The organism is Arthrobacter sp. UYCu723 (assembly GCF_054059215.1).
The window spans coordinates 4010775-4027175 of record NZ_JBSSBW010000001.1 but is presented as its reverse complement, the minus strand read 5'-3'; the positions used below and the strand labels follow the sequence as shown (position 1 = coordinate 4027175).

Annotated in this window: 16 protein-coding genes; 6 read left to right on the top strand and 10 right to left on the bottom strand. The window is 68.4% G+C overall.

What is annotated here, in order from left to right:
- Positions 1-52: 52 nt before the first annotated feature.
- The 6 genes from ACVWZ8_RS18795 to ACVWZ8_RS18770 form a co-directional block, all read right to left on the bottom strand.
- On the bottom strand, positions 53-256 hold the full coding sequence (locus tag ACVWZ8_RS18795; protein ID WP_024365265.1) for a ubiquitin-like protein Pup: 204 nt from the start codon (positions 254-256) through the stop codon (positions 53-55).
- A 90-nt stretch (positions 257-346) separates the two neighbouring features.
- The gene (dop, locus tag ACVWZ8_RS18790) at positions 347-2020 is read right to left on the bottom strand and encodes a depupylase/deamidase Dop (RefSeq protein ID WP_426977826.1); all 1674 of its coding nucleotides are present in this window, start codon (positions 2018-2020) and stop codon (positions 347-349) included.
- Entirely contained in the window at positions 2017-3819 is a 1803-nt protein-coding gene (gene arc / locus ACVWZ8_RS18785; RefSeq protein WP_426977827.1) for a proteasome ATPase, read from the bottom strand. Before arc ends, dop begins: the two co-directional genes overlap by 4 nt.
- An 81-nt stretch (positions 3820-3900) precedes the next feature.
- Positions 3901-5022, bottom strand: a complete 1122-nt coding sequence (locus ACVWZ8_RS18780) for a tRNA (adenine-N1)-methyltransferase (RefSeq protein WP_426977828.1) — start codon at positions 5020-5022, stop codon at positions 3901-3903.
- 126 nt (positions 5023-5148) lie between these two features.
- Entirely contained in the window at positions 5149-6351 is a 1203-nt protein-coding gene (locus ACVWZ8_RS18775; protein ID WP_456505461.1) for a site-2 protease family protein, read from the bottom strand.
- Entirely contained in the window at positions 6348-7091 is a 744-nt protein-coding gene (locus tag ACVWZ8_RS18770; RefSeq protein WP_456505460.1) for an HAD family hydrolase, read from the bottom strand. Before ACVWZ8_RS18770 ends, ACVWZ8_RS18775 begins: the two co-directional genes overlap by 4 nt.
- A gap of 164 nt (positions 7092-7255) precedes the next feature.
- Here ACVWZ8_RS18770 and ACVWZ8_RS18765 point away from each other — a divergent pair, with 164 nt between their 5' ends.
- A complete protein-coding gene (locus tag ACVWZ8_RS18765) occupies positions 7256-8161 on the top strand; it encodes a PAC2 family protein (RefSeq protein ID WP_426977831.1) in 906 nt (301 codons plus the stop codon).
- A 78-nt stretch (positions 8162-8239) separates the two neighbouring features.
- Here the strand turns inward: ACVWZ8_RS18765 and mshC are convergent, their stop codons facing one another.
- Both mshC and ACVWZ8_RS18755 read right to left on the bottom strand, forming a co-directional pair.
- A complete protein-coding gene (gene mshC / locus ACVWZ8_RS18760; protein WP_456505459.1) occupies positions 8240-9529 on the bottom strand; it encodes a cysteine--1-D-myo-inosityl 2-amino-2-deoxy-alpha-D-glucopyranoside ligase in 1290 nt (429 codons plus the stop codon).
- A 15-nt stretch (positions 9530-9544) separates the two neighbouring features.
- A complete protein-coding gene (locus ACVWZ8_RS18755; protein WP_456505458.1) occupies positions 9545-10378 on the bottom strand; it encodes an undecaprenyl-diphosphate phosphatase in 834 nt (277 codons plus the stop codon).
- A 52-nt stretch (positions 10379-10430) separates the two neighbouring features.
- Between ACVWZ8_RS18755 and ACVWZ8_RS18750 the strand changes: the two genes are divergently transcribed.
- The gene (locus ACVWZ8_RS18750; protein ID WP_426977836.1) at positions 10431-11363 is read left to right on the top strand and encodes an aldo/keto reductase; all 933 of its coding nucleotides are present in this window, start codon (positions 10431-10433) and stop codon (positions 11361-11363) included.
- A 53-nt stretch (positions 11364-11416) separates the two neighbouring features.
- Here ACVWZ8_RS18750 and ACVWZ8_RS18745 read toward each other — a convergent pair whose 3' ends face one another.
- The gene (locus ACVWZ8_RS18745; RefSeq protein WP_426977837.1) at positions 11417-11683 is read right to left on the bottom strand and encodes a hypothetical protein; all 267 of its coding nucleotides are present in this window, start codon (positions 11681-11683) and stop codon (positions 11417-11419) included.
- A gap of 39 nt (positions 11684-11722) precedes the next feature.
- On the opposite strand from ACVWZ8_RS18745, the gene ACVWZ8_RS18740 reads away from it, so the two are divergent.
- The 4 genes from ACVWZ8_RS18740 (at position 11723) to ACVWZ8_RS18725 (ending at position 15221) form a co-directional block, all read left to right on the top strand.
- Positions 11723-11956: a DUF5703 family protein gene (locus ACVWZ8_RS18740; protein WP_426977838.1), complete on the top strand. Its 234-nt coding sequence runs from the start codon at positions 11723-11725 to the stop codon at positions 11954-11956.
- A gap of 67 nt (positions 11957-12023) precedes the next feature.
- Positions 12024-12239, top strand: coding sequence for a hypothetical protein (locus ACVWZ8_RS18735; RefSeq protein WP_456505457.1), 216 nt, complete (start codon positions 12024-12026; stop codon positions 12237-12239).
- Between the two features lie 888 nt (positions 12240-13127).
- Positions 13128-13460 (top strand): hypothetical protein, encoded by a 333-nt coding sequence (locus ACVWZ8_RS18730; protein WP_426977839.1) that lies wholly within the window; start codon positions 13128-13130, stop codon positions 13458-13460.
- Positions 13461-13565: 105 nt separating this feature from the next.
- Positions 13566-15221 carry a DUF222 domain-containing protein gene (locus ACVWZ8_RS18725; protein WP_456505456.1) on the top strand — a complete coding sequence of 552 codons (1656 nt, stop codon included), beginning with the start codon at positions 13566-13568 and terminating at the stop codon, positions 15219-15221.
- 4 nt (positions 15222-15225) lie between these two features.
- Here ACVWZ8_RS18725 and ACVWZ8_RS18720 read toward each other — a convergent pair whose 3' ends face one another.
- Complete coding sequence (locus tag ACVWZ8_RS18720; RefSeq protein ID WP_456505455.1) at positions 15226-16389, bottom strand: acyl-CoA dehydrogenase family protein; 1164 nt, start codon at positions 16387-16389, stop codon at positions 15226-15228.
- Positions 16390-16401 lie beyond the last annotated feature (12 nt).

Here is a 16401-nt window from a genome sequence, read left to right as displayed (position 1 = left end):
CAACGACTTCCTCAAGCCCGGTCCCGCCCTCATCCGGCGGCCGGCCGCGGCCTTATTGGCCGCCCTTTTGGACGAAGGCGCGGACGAATTCCTCGGCGTTGGATTCAAGCACGCCGTCGATCTCATCGAGCAGATCGTCCACGCCCTGCGTGGCGGCTGATGCCTGCCCTTCCGCGGGTGCCGGCGGGGCGGCGGGGACGTCCTCGTCAACCTCGGTGTCGCGCGACTGCGGCTGCTGCTGCTCCTGGCCTGCCATTGTTTTCTCCTTCTGTCCGTCCCTATTTTTTCGAAGGGACATCCTGTAGCAATACTGCCACGCCCGGGGCGTCGGCGGGGGCCTTTGCTCCTACGAACCGGGGCTGAGCCCGAGGAGCTCGGCGAGGAACGGTCCGGCCTCCCGGTGCCGGGCAAACAGGCCGCCGGTGAGGGCCTCCGTACCCCGCAGCGGCTCACGGGTGGGGACGCGCTGGAGCCTGCCGCGGCCGGGCACATCGAAGATCACGGAGTCCCAGCTGGCACCGACGAGGTCGGATCCGAAGCGGCTGACGCAGCGTCCCCGGAAGAAGGCCCGGGTGTCCGACGGCGGTTCGGTCACCGCCCGGGCGATGGTGGCGTCGTCGACGATCCGCTTCATCCGGTCGCGGGCGAGCAGGCGGTAGTACAGCCCCTTCTCCGGCCGGATATCCGCCCACTGCAGGTCCACCAGGCCCAGCCGGGCGTTGTCCCAGTCCAGCCCGTCGCGGTCCCGGTAACCCTCCAGCAGGGAGAGTTTGGCCAGCCACTCCACGGAGGAGGCGGCGGCAGCCCGGTCGCTGCCCAGTTCGGTCAGGGTGGCGGACCAGCGCTCCAGCACGGCGTGGGTGTGTCCGTCGCCGTCCACGGCATCGGCGACGCCGGTGTCCTGGGCGTGCTTTGCGGCCGCCTCATAGTAGATCCACTGCAGGTCCAGGGCGGTGATCCGGCGGCCGTCGAGCAGGCGCAGGGTGGCCGTGAGGGAGGTGTCATGGCTGACGGCCTGGAGTGCACCGACCGGCTCGTGGACCTCCAGCCGGGGGGCCAGTCCGGCCTCGATCAGGCTCAGGACCATCGCGGTGGTGCCGAACTTGAGGTAGTTGGACGTCTGGCTCAGGTTGGCGTCGCCGATGATGACGTGGAGCCGGCGGTACTTGTCGGCGGTGGCGTGCGGTTCGTCACGGGTGTTGATGATGGGACGGCGGATCGTGGTCTCGAGGCCGACTTCGGTCTCGAAGAAGTCCGCGCGCTGGCTGATCTGGTAGCCGTGCCGGGAGCTGTCCTGCCCCCGGCCTACCCTGCCGGAGCCACAGATAATCTGGCGGGTGACAAAAAACGGGGTCAGGCCGCGGACGATGTCACCGAAGGGGACGGTCCGGGGCATGAGGTAGTTCTCATGGGAGCCGTAGGACACCGACTTGTTGTCCGTGTTGTTCTTGTAGAGGTTGATCGGCGGCAGTTCCGGGTCGCCCGCCAGCCGCCGCACCGCGGCCAGGGCCACAAGGTCGCCGGCGGCGTCCCAGGCGACGGCGTCGCGCGGGTTGGTGACCTCCGGGCTGGAGTACTCGGGATGGGCGTGGTCGACGTAGAGCCGGGCACCGTTTCCCAGCACCATGTTCATCAGCAGTGTGCCGGCTTCGTCCTCGCCGTCGTGGTCCAGTTCGGCCCGGCCGTAGGCCAACGCAACCGCCTCGGCGTCCAGGACCGGCGGCTGGTCCGTCAGCTGCTCCGGGTCGGCGGCACTCCGCTCCAGGGTCCAGCCCCGGGCGTCGTGCAGCGGCTCTTCGTCGGTGTAGTCCCAGCGGGTTTCCGCTCCGCCGGCGGCACGCTGCCGCGTCACCTGGGCGTAGGCCTGGATCACCCGGGCCGACATCATGGTGGCGTTGGCCCCCGGCGCGGAGGGCGCGTGGATGCCGTATTCCGTCTCCGAGCCCATCACCCGCATGGCGCCGCCCGCGGGCAGGCCGCCGGAAACGTCCGCCGGACGGCCGGTCGCAGGTGCCGTCACAGGTACTGGCCCGTGCTGGGCATCGTCTCGATGGACTTCCCGGGCTCCTGGCCCGCCTTGCCCTGGACGATGGTGCGGATGTACGTGATGCGCTCGCCCTTCTTGCCCGAGATCCGTGCCCAGTCGTCCGGGTTGGTGGTGTTCGGCATGTCCTCGTGCTCGCGGAACTCGTCGACGACGGCCCGCAGCAGGTGGTCGATGCGGATGCCCTTCTGGCCGACGGTGAGCAGGTCCTTGATCGCGTACTTCTTGGCCCGGTCCACGACGTTTTGCACCACGGCGCCGGAGTTGAAGTCCTTGAAGTAGAGCATTTCGGTGTCGCCGTTGGCGTACGTCACTTCGAGGTACTCGTTGGACTTGTCGGTCGAATACATCGCCTCGACGGTCCGCTGGACCATCGCGTCCACGGTGGCCTGCACGTCGCCGTCGTGTTCGGCGAGGTCGGACTGGTGGAAGGGCAGGTCGACGGTGATGTACTTCTGGAAGATGTCCGCCGCGGCTTCGGCGTCGGGTCGCTGGATCTTTACCTTCACGTCCAGCCGGCCCGGCCGCAGGATGGCCGGATCGATCATGTCCTCCCGGTTGGAGGCCCCGATCACGATCACGTTGTCGAGCCGCTCCACGCCGTCGATCTCGCTCAGGAGCTGCGGGACAATGGTGGTTTCGACATCCGAGGAGATGCCGGTGCCGCGGGTGCGAAACAGGGAGTCCATTTCGTCGAAAAACACGACGACGGGGCTGCCCTCGGAGGCCTTCTCCCGGGCGCGGGCGAAGATCAGCCGGATGTGCCGTTCAGTTTCGCCGACGTACTTGTCGAGCAGCTCCGGGCCCTTGATGTTCAGGAAGTAGCTCTTCATGTCCGTCTTGCCGGTGCGCTCGGCTGCCCGGGCCGCCAGGGAGTTGGCGACGGCCTTGGCGATCAGCGTCTTGCCGCAGCCCGGCGGGCCGTAAAGCAAAATGCCCTTGGGGGCCTTCAGCCCGTGCTCACGGTACAGATCCGGATGCAGGAACGGGAGCTCGACGGCGTCGCGGATCTGCTCGATCTGGGGTCCCAGGCCGCCGATATCCTGGTACGTGATGTCCGGAACTTCTTCGAGGACAAGGTTCTCCACCTCGGAGCGCGGTATTTTCTCGAGCGCGTAGCCGGTGCGGGAGTCGATGGAGAGGGCGTCGCCGACCCGGAGATTCTGGGCCAGCAGGGCGCCGGAGAGCCGGATGACACGTTCCTCGTCCGCGCGGCCCACCACGAGGGCGCGGTCCGGGCCCAGCATTTCCTTGAGCGTGACAAGGTCCCCGGCCCGCTCGTAGCCCAGACCGGCCACTACGAGCAGCGCCTCGTTAAGCAGCACTTCCTGGCCGACCGCGAGCTGGTTCATGTTCACCAGCGGACTGATCCCCACCCGCATCTTGCGGCCGGCATTGAAGATGTCCACCGATTCCTCGGTGGCTGCCTGGCCGCTGTTACCTGCCGTGGGCTGGCGTTTCGGGTTCAGCTGCAGCACCGTGCCGAAACTGTAAGGCGGCTGGCCCTCCTGGTCGAGGGCGTTCTTAAGCCGAAGGATCTCAGCCTTCGCCGCCTCCAGCATGCCCACGAGTTTAGAGTTGTTTTGCGTCGCGGCGGCGAGCTGGCGGTCAATATGCCGGAGTTTGTCCCGGAGGATATTGACCTGCCGCTCGGCCACGGACAGCTCGTTGGCGGCGTAGCGGTCACCATCGGCACCTTGTACCGCCGATCGTGCTGCCGTTTCCGCTGCATCGTCTGCCGATGTGCGGCCCGGGTCGGTGTTCGGAGTCTCCATCGTCTTCAGCCCCTTCCTGCGCTTCTATTAAGACATTAGCCCCAAGACGCCGGGTGCTGCTGAAGACTTCCGGAATTCGGACTAGTTTGTCGCGTCGGGGTCATCCTTGACGTTGGTACCGGCGATGGCGTCCCGGGCTGCCCGGCGCAGTTTCTTGTCCGAGACGGCACGCTCCCCGACGGCGCCGGGGGTCCAGGCGTTGACGTCCTCTTCGTTGAATCCGGTCTTGGAGGGGCGGCGCTTGACGGAGATGCCGGTGACGCCGTCGGCCAGCCTGCGCGTGACGAGCAGGAATCCGGTGTGGGCAACCATGCGGTGGTCCGGGCGGACCGCCAGGCCCTCCAGGTGCCAGCCCCGGACCATGGACTCCCAGGCGTCCGGCTCGGTGAAGCGGCCGTCTGCGCGGATGGCCTCGGCGGTCCGGGACAGCTGCGTCACAGTCGCGACATAATTGATCCACACGCCTCCGGGAGCGAGCACCGTGGCGACGGCATCCAGGCACTCCCAGGGCGCGAGCATGTCCAGGACCACGCGGTCCACGGAGCCCGGCGCCTCGGTGCGGACCACTTCCTCCTGAAAGTCACCGAGGGAGATCTTCCAGGCCGGGTGCGGGCCGCCGAAAATCGTTTCGACGTTGCCGCGGGCAATGTCGGCGAATTCCTCCCGGCGTTCGAAGGAGTGCAGGTAGCCGTTGTCCCCCACCGCGCGCAGCAGCGAAATGGACAGCGCCCCGGAACCGACCCCGGCCTCCACTACGCGTGCGCCGGGGAAGATGTCCGCCATGGTCACGATCTGGCCGGCGTCCTTGGGGTAGACCACTGCCGCGCCGCGGGGCATCGAGAGCACGAAGTCCGAGAGGAGGGGGCGCAGGGTCTGGTACTGCTGGCCGACGTTGTTCACCACGACGGAGCCGTCCGGCTTGCCGATGATCTCGTCATGGTTCAGGAAACCGCGGTGCGTGTGGAAGGCGCCGCCCGCTTCCAGGCTGATCGTGTTCATCCGTCCGCGCTCGTCCGTGAGCTGCACGCGCTCCCCTTCACGGAACGGGCCGCGCCTGCGGGCGGCACCGACCGGCCCCGTCGAGATGGCACCCAGGCTGCCGGCCGGGCCCGCCGCGGTGCTGGTAGCCGCGGTGCTGGTAGCTGCGGTCTTGGCTGCGCCGGTGTCGGCCGGGCTGGCGTTGGCGGCGGTGTCGCTGCTCATGAAGAATTCCTCGCTCCTGTAAAGCTGTGTGGCCGCGGATCTGCCGGCGGTCCGGCTGCTTGTGCTTGGGGTCTGTGCCTGGGGACTTTGCGCCCAGGGCCGGAAATTCACAGCCGGCAGGTAACTCTACCCGTTCCGGCCGTAGATCCGTCCGCCGCCCCGGGGATTCTTGCCGGTGATGGCGTCCAGGACGGTTGATTGCCGGAGCAGCCCGGTGACGGTTCCGTCCCCGTTGACAACGGCGTACTCCTGGCCGTCGAGCTGGGCCAGGTACTCGATCAGCTCCTGGCCTTTTGACCATTCGGGAACATAGGCCCCGACGCCGAGGGCGTACGAGACGGCCGTGAGCGGCGTGGTGGCCGCGGCTGCGGGCGGCACCGTGGCGACAGCGCCGGCGTCGACCACCGCCACGGGGCGGCCGTCCTGGGCACACAGCACGACGGCGGGCGCTGCGCCCGGGGCGGAGTCCCGTGCCAGGTCCTGCAACTCTGCGACCGTGGCGGTTTCGGGAAGGCCGACGGCGGGCTCGGCGAGGGCGCGCGCGTCCACGAGATGCAGCCGCCCGCGCAGACGCGCCTGCTGGATCGACGCGGTCGCGCCCATCCAGAGGAAACTGCCCACAAGGACCGTGATGAGCATGAGCGAAATGTCCGGGCGCTCACCGCCGAGCAAGGGCAGGGCGACGAACCACACCACGAGTGCGATCACGATGATCCTGCCGGCCCAGCCGGCTGCCACGGTGCCTTTCTCCTGGCTGCCGGTCGCCTTCCAGACGGCGGATTCCACCAGCCGGCCACCGTCCAGCGGAAGTCCGGGCAGGACGTTGAAGATGCCGATCAGCAGGTTGGCCCAGACAAAGATGTTGGCCAGGATGCCCGCTACGCCGCTGAGGTTTCCGCTGGTGAGCAGCACCCAGCCGCCCGCGGCCAGGACGAAGTTGGCGGCGGGTCCGGCCAGGGCCACCAGGACGGACCGGCCCGGCGAGGCCGTGAAACTCTCGAACTGGGTGTGGCCGCCCCACAGATTGAGGACGATCTTCTCGGTGGGCCAATGATAGATCTTGGCGGTCAGGGCATGCGCGAGTTCGTGCACCAGCACCGAGATCAGCAACAGCACGGCGTAGGCAAAGGCCACGAAGAAAGCGGCGAGGCCCAGATCGGGATTGTTGCGCTGGAGCACTGGCCCGTAGACGATCACGGTGAAGGCGCCGATGATGAACCAGGAGTAGGCAAGGACGACGGGGATACCGGCGATCCGGCCCAGCGGGATCCCGTCCTTGCGCGTATCCGCGGCCTTGCCCGGCTGTCCCTGGGTGCCGGTGTCCGTCATGGGGCCAGGCTCCCGCTGGCGCGTTCCAGCCCGAACGTCGCGTCCGGAAACTCGTGGCGGAGCGCCACGAGCTCTTCGAGGTCGGACACGGTGCGCCCTGCCAGGGTGTCCCAGATGGCGTGGCGGGGATCAGGCGGGAGCGGGACGATGTGCGGAATCGCCACGGTCAGGACACCGGAGGCCACCGCCGCGGCTACTCCGGGTGCCGAGTCCTCGAGCGCCACGCAGTGCTGCAGGCCGAGCTCCGGATCTGCCTGCTGGAGGAGTTCGACGGCCAACAGGTAGGCCTCGGGGTGGGGCTTCCCCTGCGTGACGGTGTCTCCCGTGACGAGGAAGTCGAAGTAGGGCTTGGGCAGGCTGGCCACTATTTCCCGGGCCAGCGGGGCCTCGGACATGGTCACGAGGGCGCAGCGGACGCCCGCGGTGTGGAGCTCATCGAGCAGTTCCCGGGCCCCCGGCCGCCAGGGCACCGAGGTACGGACGCGGCTGATGACGTGCTCCGTGAGGGTGTCGATGATTTCGCGGCGCTCCAGCTTGACGCCGGCCTCCTGCAGGATCCCGGCGGAGAACGTGAGGGACTGGCCCACGAGCTGCGTGGCCTTCTCATGCGACCACTGCCCGCCGTGGGCGGCGACGAGGGTGTGTTCGGCTTCAATCCAGTACGGCTCGGTGTCGACAATGGTGCCGTCCATGTCCCATAGCGCGGCTTTGAGAAGGGGCTGGGAAGCTGAGGATCGCATGCCCTCAAGTCTACGGTGCGGCGTTGTTTCGCCGCCCGGTACTACGCCCACGGCGAATACCAGGTACCGCGTGGCCCGCTCCGGAGCGGGTTTCACCCGCCGGAGCAAGATTTCCGGCGCTTCATTCCATGCGTGTGCCGGGTCCTTGGACGTAGGGTGAGGAAATGAATAGCTTCGAGGGAGACACCACGGAAGCGGGCGGCGTGCCGGAGCCGGAGCGGCTTCTGCAGCCGGTGCCCGAGGGCCAGCGCATCACGGTGATGCTTGCCGCCTTCGAAGGCTGGAACGACGCCGGCGAGGCTGCAAGCGATGCCCTGCGGTATCTGAACAAGTTGTGGGGCGGCAAGAAGGTCGGTTCGATCGACGCCGATGAGTATTACGACTTCCAGTTCACCCGGCCGACCATCCGCCGGACCTCCTCTGGCGACCGGAAGATCAAGTGGCCGTCCACCCGGATCTTCAAGGCCAGCGTTCCGGACTCCAAGGTGGACGTCATCTTCGTCCAGGGCACGGAGCCGTCCTACAAATGGCGTGCCTACACCGCCGAACTGCTGGTCCATGCGGAGGCGCTCCATGTGGACTACGTGATCCTGGTGGGTGCCCTGCTCGCTGACGTGCCCCACAGCCGGCCGATCCCGGTGAGCGCGTCCACGGACGACGGCGCCCTGCGCGAACGGATGGACCTGGAGGCCTCGCAGTACGAGGGGCCGGTAGGGATCGTCGGGGTGCTGGCCGAGGTGGCGCTGCTGGCCGGGTTGCCCACGGTCTCCCTCTGGGCCGCCGTGCCGCACTACGTGGCCCAGGCGCCTTCGCCCAAGGCCCAGCTGGCCCTGCTGCACCGGATTGAGGAGCTGTTGCAGGTTCCGCTGGACACCACGGAGCTCGTCGAGGAGTCGGACGCGTGGGAGCGCGGCGTCGACGAGCTCGCCACCGAGGACCCTGAGATTGCGGCCTACGTCCGCCAGCTGGAGGAAGCGAAGGATACCGCCGACCTCCCTGAGGCGAGCGGCGAGTCGATCGCGCGGGAGTTCGAGCGCTACCTCAAGCGCCGCGGCAAGGACAAGCCCTAAGCGGAGCCCGGCAGGCAGCCGGAGCCGGCCCGGAGATTCAGCCGGCCCGGCGGCTCAGACGGCCCGCGGCTCAGGCGGTCAGAGTTCGACGCCGAGGAGCGCGTTGACGGCGTCGCTGACCAAGGCAGCGTCTCCGGCCGCGCCGGTACCGCCGCCGTTGAGGGCAGTCCGGGCCCATTCGTCCACGGCGTCGAGTGCGCCGGGGGCATCGAGGTCGTTGGACAGTTCGGCGCGCATGCGGGCCACGAGCGCGGCCGCCGAGCCCGCGGGGGCCACGGCAAGGGCCTCACGCCAGGCGCGGAGACGGTCCTTGGCCGCAGCGAAGCCGGCGCCGGTCCAGGACCAGTCCGTGCGGTAGTGGTGCGCCAGGATGGCCAGGCGGATCGCGGCCGGGTCCTCTCCGTCGGCGCGGAGCCGGGAGACCAGCACGAGGTTTCCCTTGGACTTGCTCATCTTTTCGCCGTCGAGGCCCACCATGCCGGCATGGGCGAAGTGCCGTGCCAGCGGCACCCCCGCCAGGGAATAGGCGTGGCCGGCACCCATCTCATGATGGGGGAAGATCAGGTCCGAGCCGCCGCCCTGCACGGTGAACGGCGCGGGCAGGTACTTCTGGGCGATGACGGTGCATTCGATGTGCCAGCCGGGACGCCCCTCCCCCAGCGCGCCGCCGGGCCAGCGCGGTTCGCCCGGGCGGGCAACCCGCCAGAGCAGCGGGTCCAGTGCCTGGCGCTTGCCGGCACGGCCGGGATCGCCGCCGCGCTCGGCGAAGAGCTCAAGCATCTGGGCGTCTGACAGGCCGGAGATGGCACCCAGCGTCCAGGCGTCTTGGGTTTCCGGGGCGTGCTTGCCGGCGGCTTCGACGTCGTAGTAGACGTCACCGTCGGGCTCGCCGTCGCCGCCGCCGCCTCCGGCCACGCGGTACGCCAGGCCCCGCTCCACGAGCCGTTCGATCGCGGGAACAATCATCGGAATCGCTTCGACGGCGCCCACGTAGTGGTCCGGAGCGAGCACGTTGAGGGCTGCCATGTCTGTCTGGAAGAGTTCGATCTGGCTCGCGGCCAGCTCGCGCCAGTCCACGCCTGTCGCCGTCGCACGCTCCAGCAGCGGGTCGTCGACGTCGGTCACGTTCTGGACGTAGGAGACCTGCTGCCCGCCGTCGCGCCAGGCGCGGTTGAGCAGGTCAAAGGCCACGTAGCTGGCGGCGTGGCCCATATGGGTGGCGTCATACGGGGTGATCCCGCAGACGTACATCGACTGTTCGCCGGTGGCCGCCAAGGTGGCCATGCCGCCCTTGGCGGTGTCGAAAAGGCGCAGGGCAGGCATGCTGCCCGGGAGCTGGGGAACAGGGCGGGAGGTCCAGGATTTCACAGACCAAGCCTAGTGCTAGGCGCTGATGACATTGAAACCGAGCAGCAGATACAGCGCCATGCCCAGGAAGATCCGGTACCAGACGAACACGCGGTAGCTCCGGGTCGAGACATACTTCAGGAACCAGCCGATGATGACGTAGCCGACCACCAGGGCGATGACGGTGGCGAGGGCGGTTTCCGGGAGGCCGTAAGGCCCCGTGATGCCCTCCTTGGAGAGCACCTTGTAGAGCTGGTACAGCCCGCTGCCGAACACGGCGGGGATGGCGAGCAGGAATGAGTAGCGGGCCGCGGCCTCCCGGGTGTAGCCCATCAGCAGGCCGGCGGTGATGGTTCCGCCGGAGCGGGAGACACCCGGGATCAGCGCCATGGCCTGCGCGAGCCCATAGTAGAGCCCGTGTTTATAGGTGAGCTGCGTGAGGTCGCGGTCCTGGCGCCCGACGGCGTCCGCTACGGCCAGGAACAGGCCGAAGACGATCAAGGTGGTGGCAACGATCCAGAGGCTGCGGAGCACGGACTCGATCTGGTCCTGGAACAGCAGGCCGAGGAAGATGATCGGCAGGCTGCCGAGGATCACCAGCCAGCCCATCCGTGCGTCCGGGTCCTGCCGCGAGACCTTGCCGCGGAGCGATCCGAACCAGGCTTTCACGATCCGCACGATGTCGCGCCAGAAGTACACGATCACGGCGGTTTCCGTGCCCAGCTGGGTGATGGCGGTGAACGCCGCGCCGGGATCGGCCGCATGTGGCAGGAAGGAGCCGACAATCCGCAGGTGGGCGCTGGAAGAAATCGGGAGGAATTCTGTCAGGCCTTGCACAAGGCCCAGCAGGGCCGCTTCAAACCAGTTCACGTTTATAGACCCTACGTCATGAACCTTTCCGAATCCCCGTAAGCTTGCTGACATGCAGCAGCGTTATGTCGGCAACAGTGGGTTGCGCGTGTCCGCCCTCTCCCTTGGCACTATGTCCTGGGCCCGGGAGACCGATGAGCAGGATGCCTCCGGGCTGCTCCGCACGTTCGTGGACGCGGGCGGCACCCTGATCGACACGGCCGCCTCCTACGCCGGCGGCCAGGCCGAGGCCATGCTGGGCGGCATGCTGGGCGATGTGGTGGCCCGGTCAGAAGTGGTCATTTCCACGAAGGCAGGACTTTCGTCGGACGAGCGGCGCAGCGTTGACACCTCCCGGAATGCGATGCTCTCCGGTCTGGACGCGAGCCTTGCCAGGCTCGGCACCGACTACGTGGACATCTGGTTTGCCCAGGCCTGGGATCCCAACGTCCCGCTTGAGGAAACCCTGTCCGCGCTTGAGTTTGCCCTCCGCTCCGGCCGGGCCCGGTACGCAGGCGTCTCCAACTTCAATGGCTGGCAGACGGCAAAGGCAGCCGCGGTGGCGGGCTTCCCGCTCATCGCAAACCAGTCCGAGTACTCACTGGTGCACCGTACCCCGGAGGCCGAGCTGATTCCGGCAATCGAGGACGCGGGACTCGGTCTGTTGGCGTGGGGGCCGGTAGGCCGCGGGGTGCTGACCGGAAAGTACCGCGGGCACATCCCGGCGGATTCGCGGGCGGCGCACTCGCGGCTGGCCAGCTACGTCGAACCGTACCTCGAGAGTGCCGCCTCCAGCGTGGTGGAAGCCGTGGCGATGGCGGCGAAAGGACTCGGCCGGACGGCCCTGGATGTCTCCCTCGGCTGGCTGCTGTCACAGCACGGAGTTGCCGCCGCCATCGTGGGCGCACGGACCCCCGTGCAGCTCAAGGAACTGCTGGATGCGACGCTGGCACCGCTGCCGCCGGAGATTGCGCAGGCGCTGGAGGACGTGTCCAGCCCGGCCTGAGCAGACACTGCCGGTCCGGCCGGGGTCAGTCCGCGTCAGCCGCGTCAGCCGGGTCAGTCCGCGAGGATCTCGAGGTCTTCCTCGTCGTCGACGTCTTCCTCATCGTCCTCTTCGCCGTCGTCGTCGATCACCTCAAGTGGAGTAACTTCGCCATACGCTTCATAGAGTGAATCGTCGTAGACTTCAAAGGCGTCAGCAACGGCAAAAAACGCCGCCTCGACCGCGGGGTCCCCGTCGCCCCGGCGCGCCGAAGCGGCGGCCAGGTGTTCTTCCAGGGCGGCGGTCAGGGACTGCAGCGCGACACGCGGATCGATGCTCATGACTTCACGTTAGCCGGAAAAGGACGAAAATGGAGAGCAATGAAGGAACATTTTCTGAGCAGTTCGGTCCGGCGGGAGCGGGACTACCTGAAGCAGTACGAGTACCTCGTACTGACCGTCAGTCCTGAGGATTCCCTGTCCGAGGCCCGCCGCCGCCTCGTGGAGCATTCCGAGTACGGCAAGTGGGAACTGGAGCGCAGCATCCTCTATCTGGGCGGCGGACGGCGCTTCTGGCTCCGCCGTAAGGTCATCCAGGTCCAGCGGACCGTGTGATACTCAGGGGTCGGGCGCCCGCACTGCGCAGCCCGCACAAGGCGAGACCGCAGCGCCGTCGACCGCGGTGCCGCACACCTGCTTCTTCGAACACCTGGCCGAGAAAGGCCTGCACTTCGTCGGATCCCTGCCGCCCTCGGACCACCCCGGCCTGAGAGCGGTCGACGCCACGGTCGACGCGCTCGGCGCTAACCGGCGCGCCGTACTGACGCGTTCACCGAACCTGCACGCCAAACAATCAGCAGGGTTCGACCAGACCTGGCCAAAGCCACCCGCCAACTGACCGAACTGGCCGCGACCCTGGCCCGCGGCAGGGACCAGGTCCAGACCGCGGTCGACAAAATCCTCCGCCCCACCGGGACAGCCGGGCCATCACCACGACCCCTGGCCGGGAACACCCCTGCCGAATTCCGCCTGGCCTGGACCATGGACGATCAGGCCCGGCAGGAGTTGGAGGCCGAACTTCTCGGCAAACGCATCTTGGTCACGGACCACCAGGACTGGCCGGTCGCCGAGGTCGTGGCCGCCTACCGCCCCCAGCCCGAGGTCGTGACCGGCTCACCGCCAGCTCAAGGACACCAAAACCGTCTCCTTCTCGCCGATTCCACTGGTCCGAACCGAAGCTCCGCGTCCACGCCTTCTACTGCGTCCTCGCCCTGGCCATAGCGCACCTGATGCGCCGCCAAGCCGGACTCCACCTGAGCGTCCGGGAACTGCTCTCGTCGCTGGTGTCCATTCAGGAGACCGTGCTGCTCTCCACCGGCCGCCGCCCCAAAGCCCGCCGCATGCTCACCGACCACGACGAAACCGCCGCCAACCAGCCACGCTCTTCGGCATTGAAGCCTACGCTCTCAGGGGACCCGCCTGCTGACCAGGATAAACGTCACTGCCCCCGCATTAGCCCCGAATCTCCCGCTGGACGGCGAGTTCTAGGGGTCGATGGACGCGTTGGAGCCGCCGGCGGCGGCTGCCAGCACGATCCGTGCCCCGGATCAAGTCCCGTTACTCGGTCCGGGCGGAACCCGCACGGCCCTCAGTGCCGCTTCCTCAGTGGCGGACAGGACAATCTGGAACGGAGAAGAGAGAACCATGGAACCGTTGTCCACCCGCCAGGGCCCGGCGTCGAAAGCGACACGCCGCCTGCCTGGAAACCAGCGGGCAAAATGGACCCATGGCCAAGATCCCCGACTCGACGAAAAACTCCCTGCACCAGCGCTTGACCGACCGCGCCAGGGGCCGCTGGCCGCAGATCGAACGGATCAACACCCGCTACCGGGCCGGCTTCGCCTACGTCGACGCCGTCCTGCCCTGCGGAGAAATCCAGCAGCTGTGCCGGCTGCGCTACGCCGGCTACGCCAACCAGTGGGGCTTCGCCATCTACCGTGCCAGCCACGACGACTACGAGGACTCCTGGCTGCCCGCCGGGGACCTGGCCTGCACTGCCGAGCAAGCCCTCGACACCGCCTGCGGCCTGTATCTCGCCGACCCCACCGCCTGGACCTGAACCCCGACGAATAAACGAACATGACCACTAGCACGAGCCGACGGCGACGACTAGTTGCCGCCGGCGCCGCCCTAAAATGTCGGTGCCTCCTGAGATGCTTTCGGTATGGATAGCAGAACAGCCTGGAGTGCGGAAAGCAGGGAGGCCCTGGCGGCCGTCGCCGCGTCCGCTGCTGTGCTTGCTGCCTTCACCGGCGCCGGCGCGGACCGCACTGATCCGCCCGCCGCCGATCCGCTGCGAGACACCGATCCGCTGCGGAATCTGGCGGATGCTTGCCTGGACGGTCTCGCCGAGGTGGCCCGGCTGGAAGCCCGGACCGCCGCGCTGAAGGTGAGGCTGGCCGCCGAATACGTGCAGGCGGCCAGGGCCCTGGCCTCACCGGCGGCGTCCCCGCAGGAACGCACCGCCCAGGAGATGGCCCTGGTCGCGGAGGTCGCCTGTGTCCTGACCGTCAGCGAACGGACCGCCGGAGCCCTCCTGTCCGAATGCCAGGCCCTGACGACGGCGCTGCCGCTGACCCTGACGGCCCTTCAGGCCGGGACGATCTCCTGGCAGCACGCCCGGATCATCGTCGACGAAACCAGCAGCCTGGATCCCGCCGGAGCGGCCGCGCTGGAAGCGCACTTCCTGGACCCCGGCGCCTCCAACCCCGCCCGCGGGTGCCGGGCCGGGGACCTCGTCCCGTCCCGGTTCCGCGCCAAAGCACGCGCCTGGCGGGAACGCCACCACCTGGTCAGCATCGAAAAACGCCACACCAAAAGCGCCGAGGACCGCCGGGTCGAATACATCCCGGACCGGGACGGCATGGCCTGGCTCTCCGCCTACCTCCCGGCAGACACCGCCGCAGGGATCTGGGAACGGACCACCGCCGCCGCCCGCGCCCTCCAGGGCCCGGCCGAGGCCCGGCCGCTGCCCCAGCTCCGCGCCGACATCACCGCCACCTGGCTCCTCACCAGCCACACCACCGGCACCGGCACCACCAGCGGCGGAACGGCCGGCGGCGGAACCGGCACGGGCGCGGGTGTGGCCGGGGGTGTCCCGTCCCCGCGGGCGCAGGTCCTGATCACCGTCCCGGTCCTGTCCCTCCTGGGCGCCACCGACGAACCAGCCACCCTGGACGGGTACGGGCCGATCCCGCCGTCGATGGCCCGCCGCCTGATCGCCGACGGCGCCGACTCCTTCCACCGCGTCCTGACCGACCCCCGCGACGGCGCACCCCTGGAAATCGGACGGACCAGCTACCGCGTCACGAAGGCCCAGCGTCAATGGCTCCGGCTCCGCGACGGCAAGTGCCCCTTCCCCGGCTGCAGCAACCACTCCCTGGACAACGAAGCAGACCACCTCCTGGCCTGGGCCGACGGAGGCAACACCGGCATCTCCAACCTCGGCCAGCCCTGCCCCAGACACCACCGCCTCAAACACAGCTCCGCCTGGACACCAACCGAAGCCAGCAAAGACAACCCACCAGGGTGGACCTCACCCTCAGGCCGGCACCACCCCAGCGAACACCAGGACTGGGAACCACCCCACTGGCCACACCACACCCTGACCAGGGACACAGGCCCGGACCCCGGCCGGGATCCCGAACCGGGACTGCCCCCGGACCCCTTCCCGGACTGGCACCAATTCACGGCTTGGGACTCATTCACAGCCTGGCACCCATTCCCCGCCGCAGACCCAGACGATCCAGGCTGGCCAGCGCCCCTCGACGACCCCTTCCCGGAATGCCTCCTGTTCCTCACGACTTCAGGCAGCGCGTAGCTAGCTACGGCGTTTCCAGCGGGCCCAGCCAGGCGTTCGCCACCGTGTTGTGCGCCGATTCGTCGTCGGACGGGTGGAACATGCCCGCCAGGACGTCGCGGTACAGCCGCTCCAGCTCCGAACCGCGGAAGTAGCTTGAGCCGCCCGATACCCGGATGGCCAGGTCCACCACGGCGCGTGCCGTCTCCGTCGCCCGTACCTTCAGTCCCACCAGCTGCGGGAACCACTGGCTGCCGTGCTCCGCGAGTTCATCCACGTCCGTAGTGACCCGAGACAGCTGAGGGTACAGCGCGTCCATGGCCATCGCCGCCTCGGCCACCTTCCAGCGGATGTCCGGGTCCTGGGCGTAACTGCGCCCGCCGTTCTTGAACGAGGTGCGGCGCTTGACCGCCTCGACGCCGAGCAGCAGCGCGCGTTCGCCGATGCCGGTGTACACGGCGGCGAGCAACGTCTCGAAGCAGGCGAAGATCGCGAAAATCAGCGGATCGGCGTTCGGGCCCACCGGCAGCTTCCGGAAGATCCGCTCCGCCGGCACGACGGCGCCGTCCAGCACCGTGGTGTTCGACTGGCTGGCCCGCATGCCCAGGGTGTCCCAGTCGTCCAGGATACGGTAGCCGGGGGTGTCCCGCGTGATGAAGCCGTGCACCAGCTCCCCTTCGCCGTCCCGGGCGCCCGTGTCCTTTCCGAAGATCCCGAGCCGGGTCCACACCGGCGAAAGGCTCGTGAAGATCTTGCGGCCGGTGAAGGAGTAGCCGCCGTCCGGCTGCGGCACGGCGTCGGTGCGGGAGTCGAAGAGCACCGAGTCATTGCCGGCTTCCGAGTTCCCGAAGGCGAACAGTTCCCCCTGCGCCGCTTCCTTCAGGACGAAATCCAGCGAGGAGTCACCCCGGGTGGCCAGGACGTGGGCGACGCCGGTCCAGACCAGGTGCATGTTGATCGCCAGCGCCGTGGCCGGGGCCGCCGTCGCGAGCCGCCGCTGGAGCTGCGCCGCCGCCGCGAGCCCCAGTCCCAGGCCGCCGTCGGAGGCTGGAACGAAGATCTTCAAGTACCCCGCGGCGGCGAGCTCCTCGAGGTCCTCCTGGCAGAACGCATTGTCGCGGTCGTAGCCGGCGGCGCGGCCGCGGATCCGCTCCAGCAGGGCATCGGGCAGGACGTCTTCGGGGGTCAAGGTGTGCCGTCG

Excerpts from the sequence above, each read along its gene's own strand:
- ACVWZ8_RS18795 (WP_024365265.1), bottom strand. The coding sequence starts at position 256 with ATGGCAGGCCAGGAGCAGCAGCAGCCGCAGTCGCGCGACACCGAGGTT.
- arc (WP_426977827.1), bottom strand. The coding sequence starts at position 3,819 with ATGGAGACTCCGAACACCGACCCGGGCCGCACATCGGCAGACGATGCA.
- ACVWZ8_RS18780 (WP_426977828.1), bottom strand. The coding sequence starts at position 5,022 with ATGAGCAGCGACACCGCCGCCAACGCCAGCCCGGCCGACACCGGCGCA.
- ACVWZ8_RS18775 (WP_456505461.1), bottom strand. The coding sequence starts at position 6,351 with ATGACGGACACCGGCACCCAGGGACAGCCGGGCAAGGCCGCGGATACG.
- ACVWZ8_RS18770 (WP_456505460.1), bottom strand. The coding sequence starts at position 7,091 with ATGCGATCCTCAGCTTCCCAGCCCCTTCTCAAAGCCGCGCTATGGGAC.
- ACVWZ8_RS18765 (WP_426977831.1), top strand. The coding sequence starts at position 7,256 with ATGAATAGCTTCGAGGGAGACACCACGGAAGCGGGCGGCGTGCCGGAG.
- ACVWZ8_RS18750 (WP_426977836.1), top strand. The coding sequence starts at position 10,431 with ATGCAGCAGCGTTATGTCGGCAACAGTGGGTTGCGCGTGTCCGCCCTC.
- ACVWZ8_RS18745 (WP_426977837.1), bottom strand. The coding sequence starts at position 11,683 with ATGAGCATCGATCCGCGTGTCGCGCTGCAGTCCCTGACCGCCGCCCTG.
- ACVWZ8_RS18740 (WP_426977838.1), top strand. The coding sequence starts at position 11,723 with ATGAAGGAACATTTTCTGAGCAGTTCGGTCCGGCGGGAGCGGGACTAC.
- ACVWZ8_RS18730 (WP_426977839.1), top strand. The coding sequence starts at position 13,128 with ATGGCCAAGATCCCCGACTCGACGAAAAACTCCCTGCACCAGCGCTTG.
- ACVWZ8_RS18725 (WP_456505456.1), top strand. The coding sequence starts at position 13,566 with ATGGATAGCAGAACAGCCTGGAGTGCGGAAAGCAGGGAGGCCCTGGCG.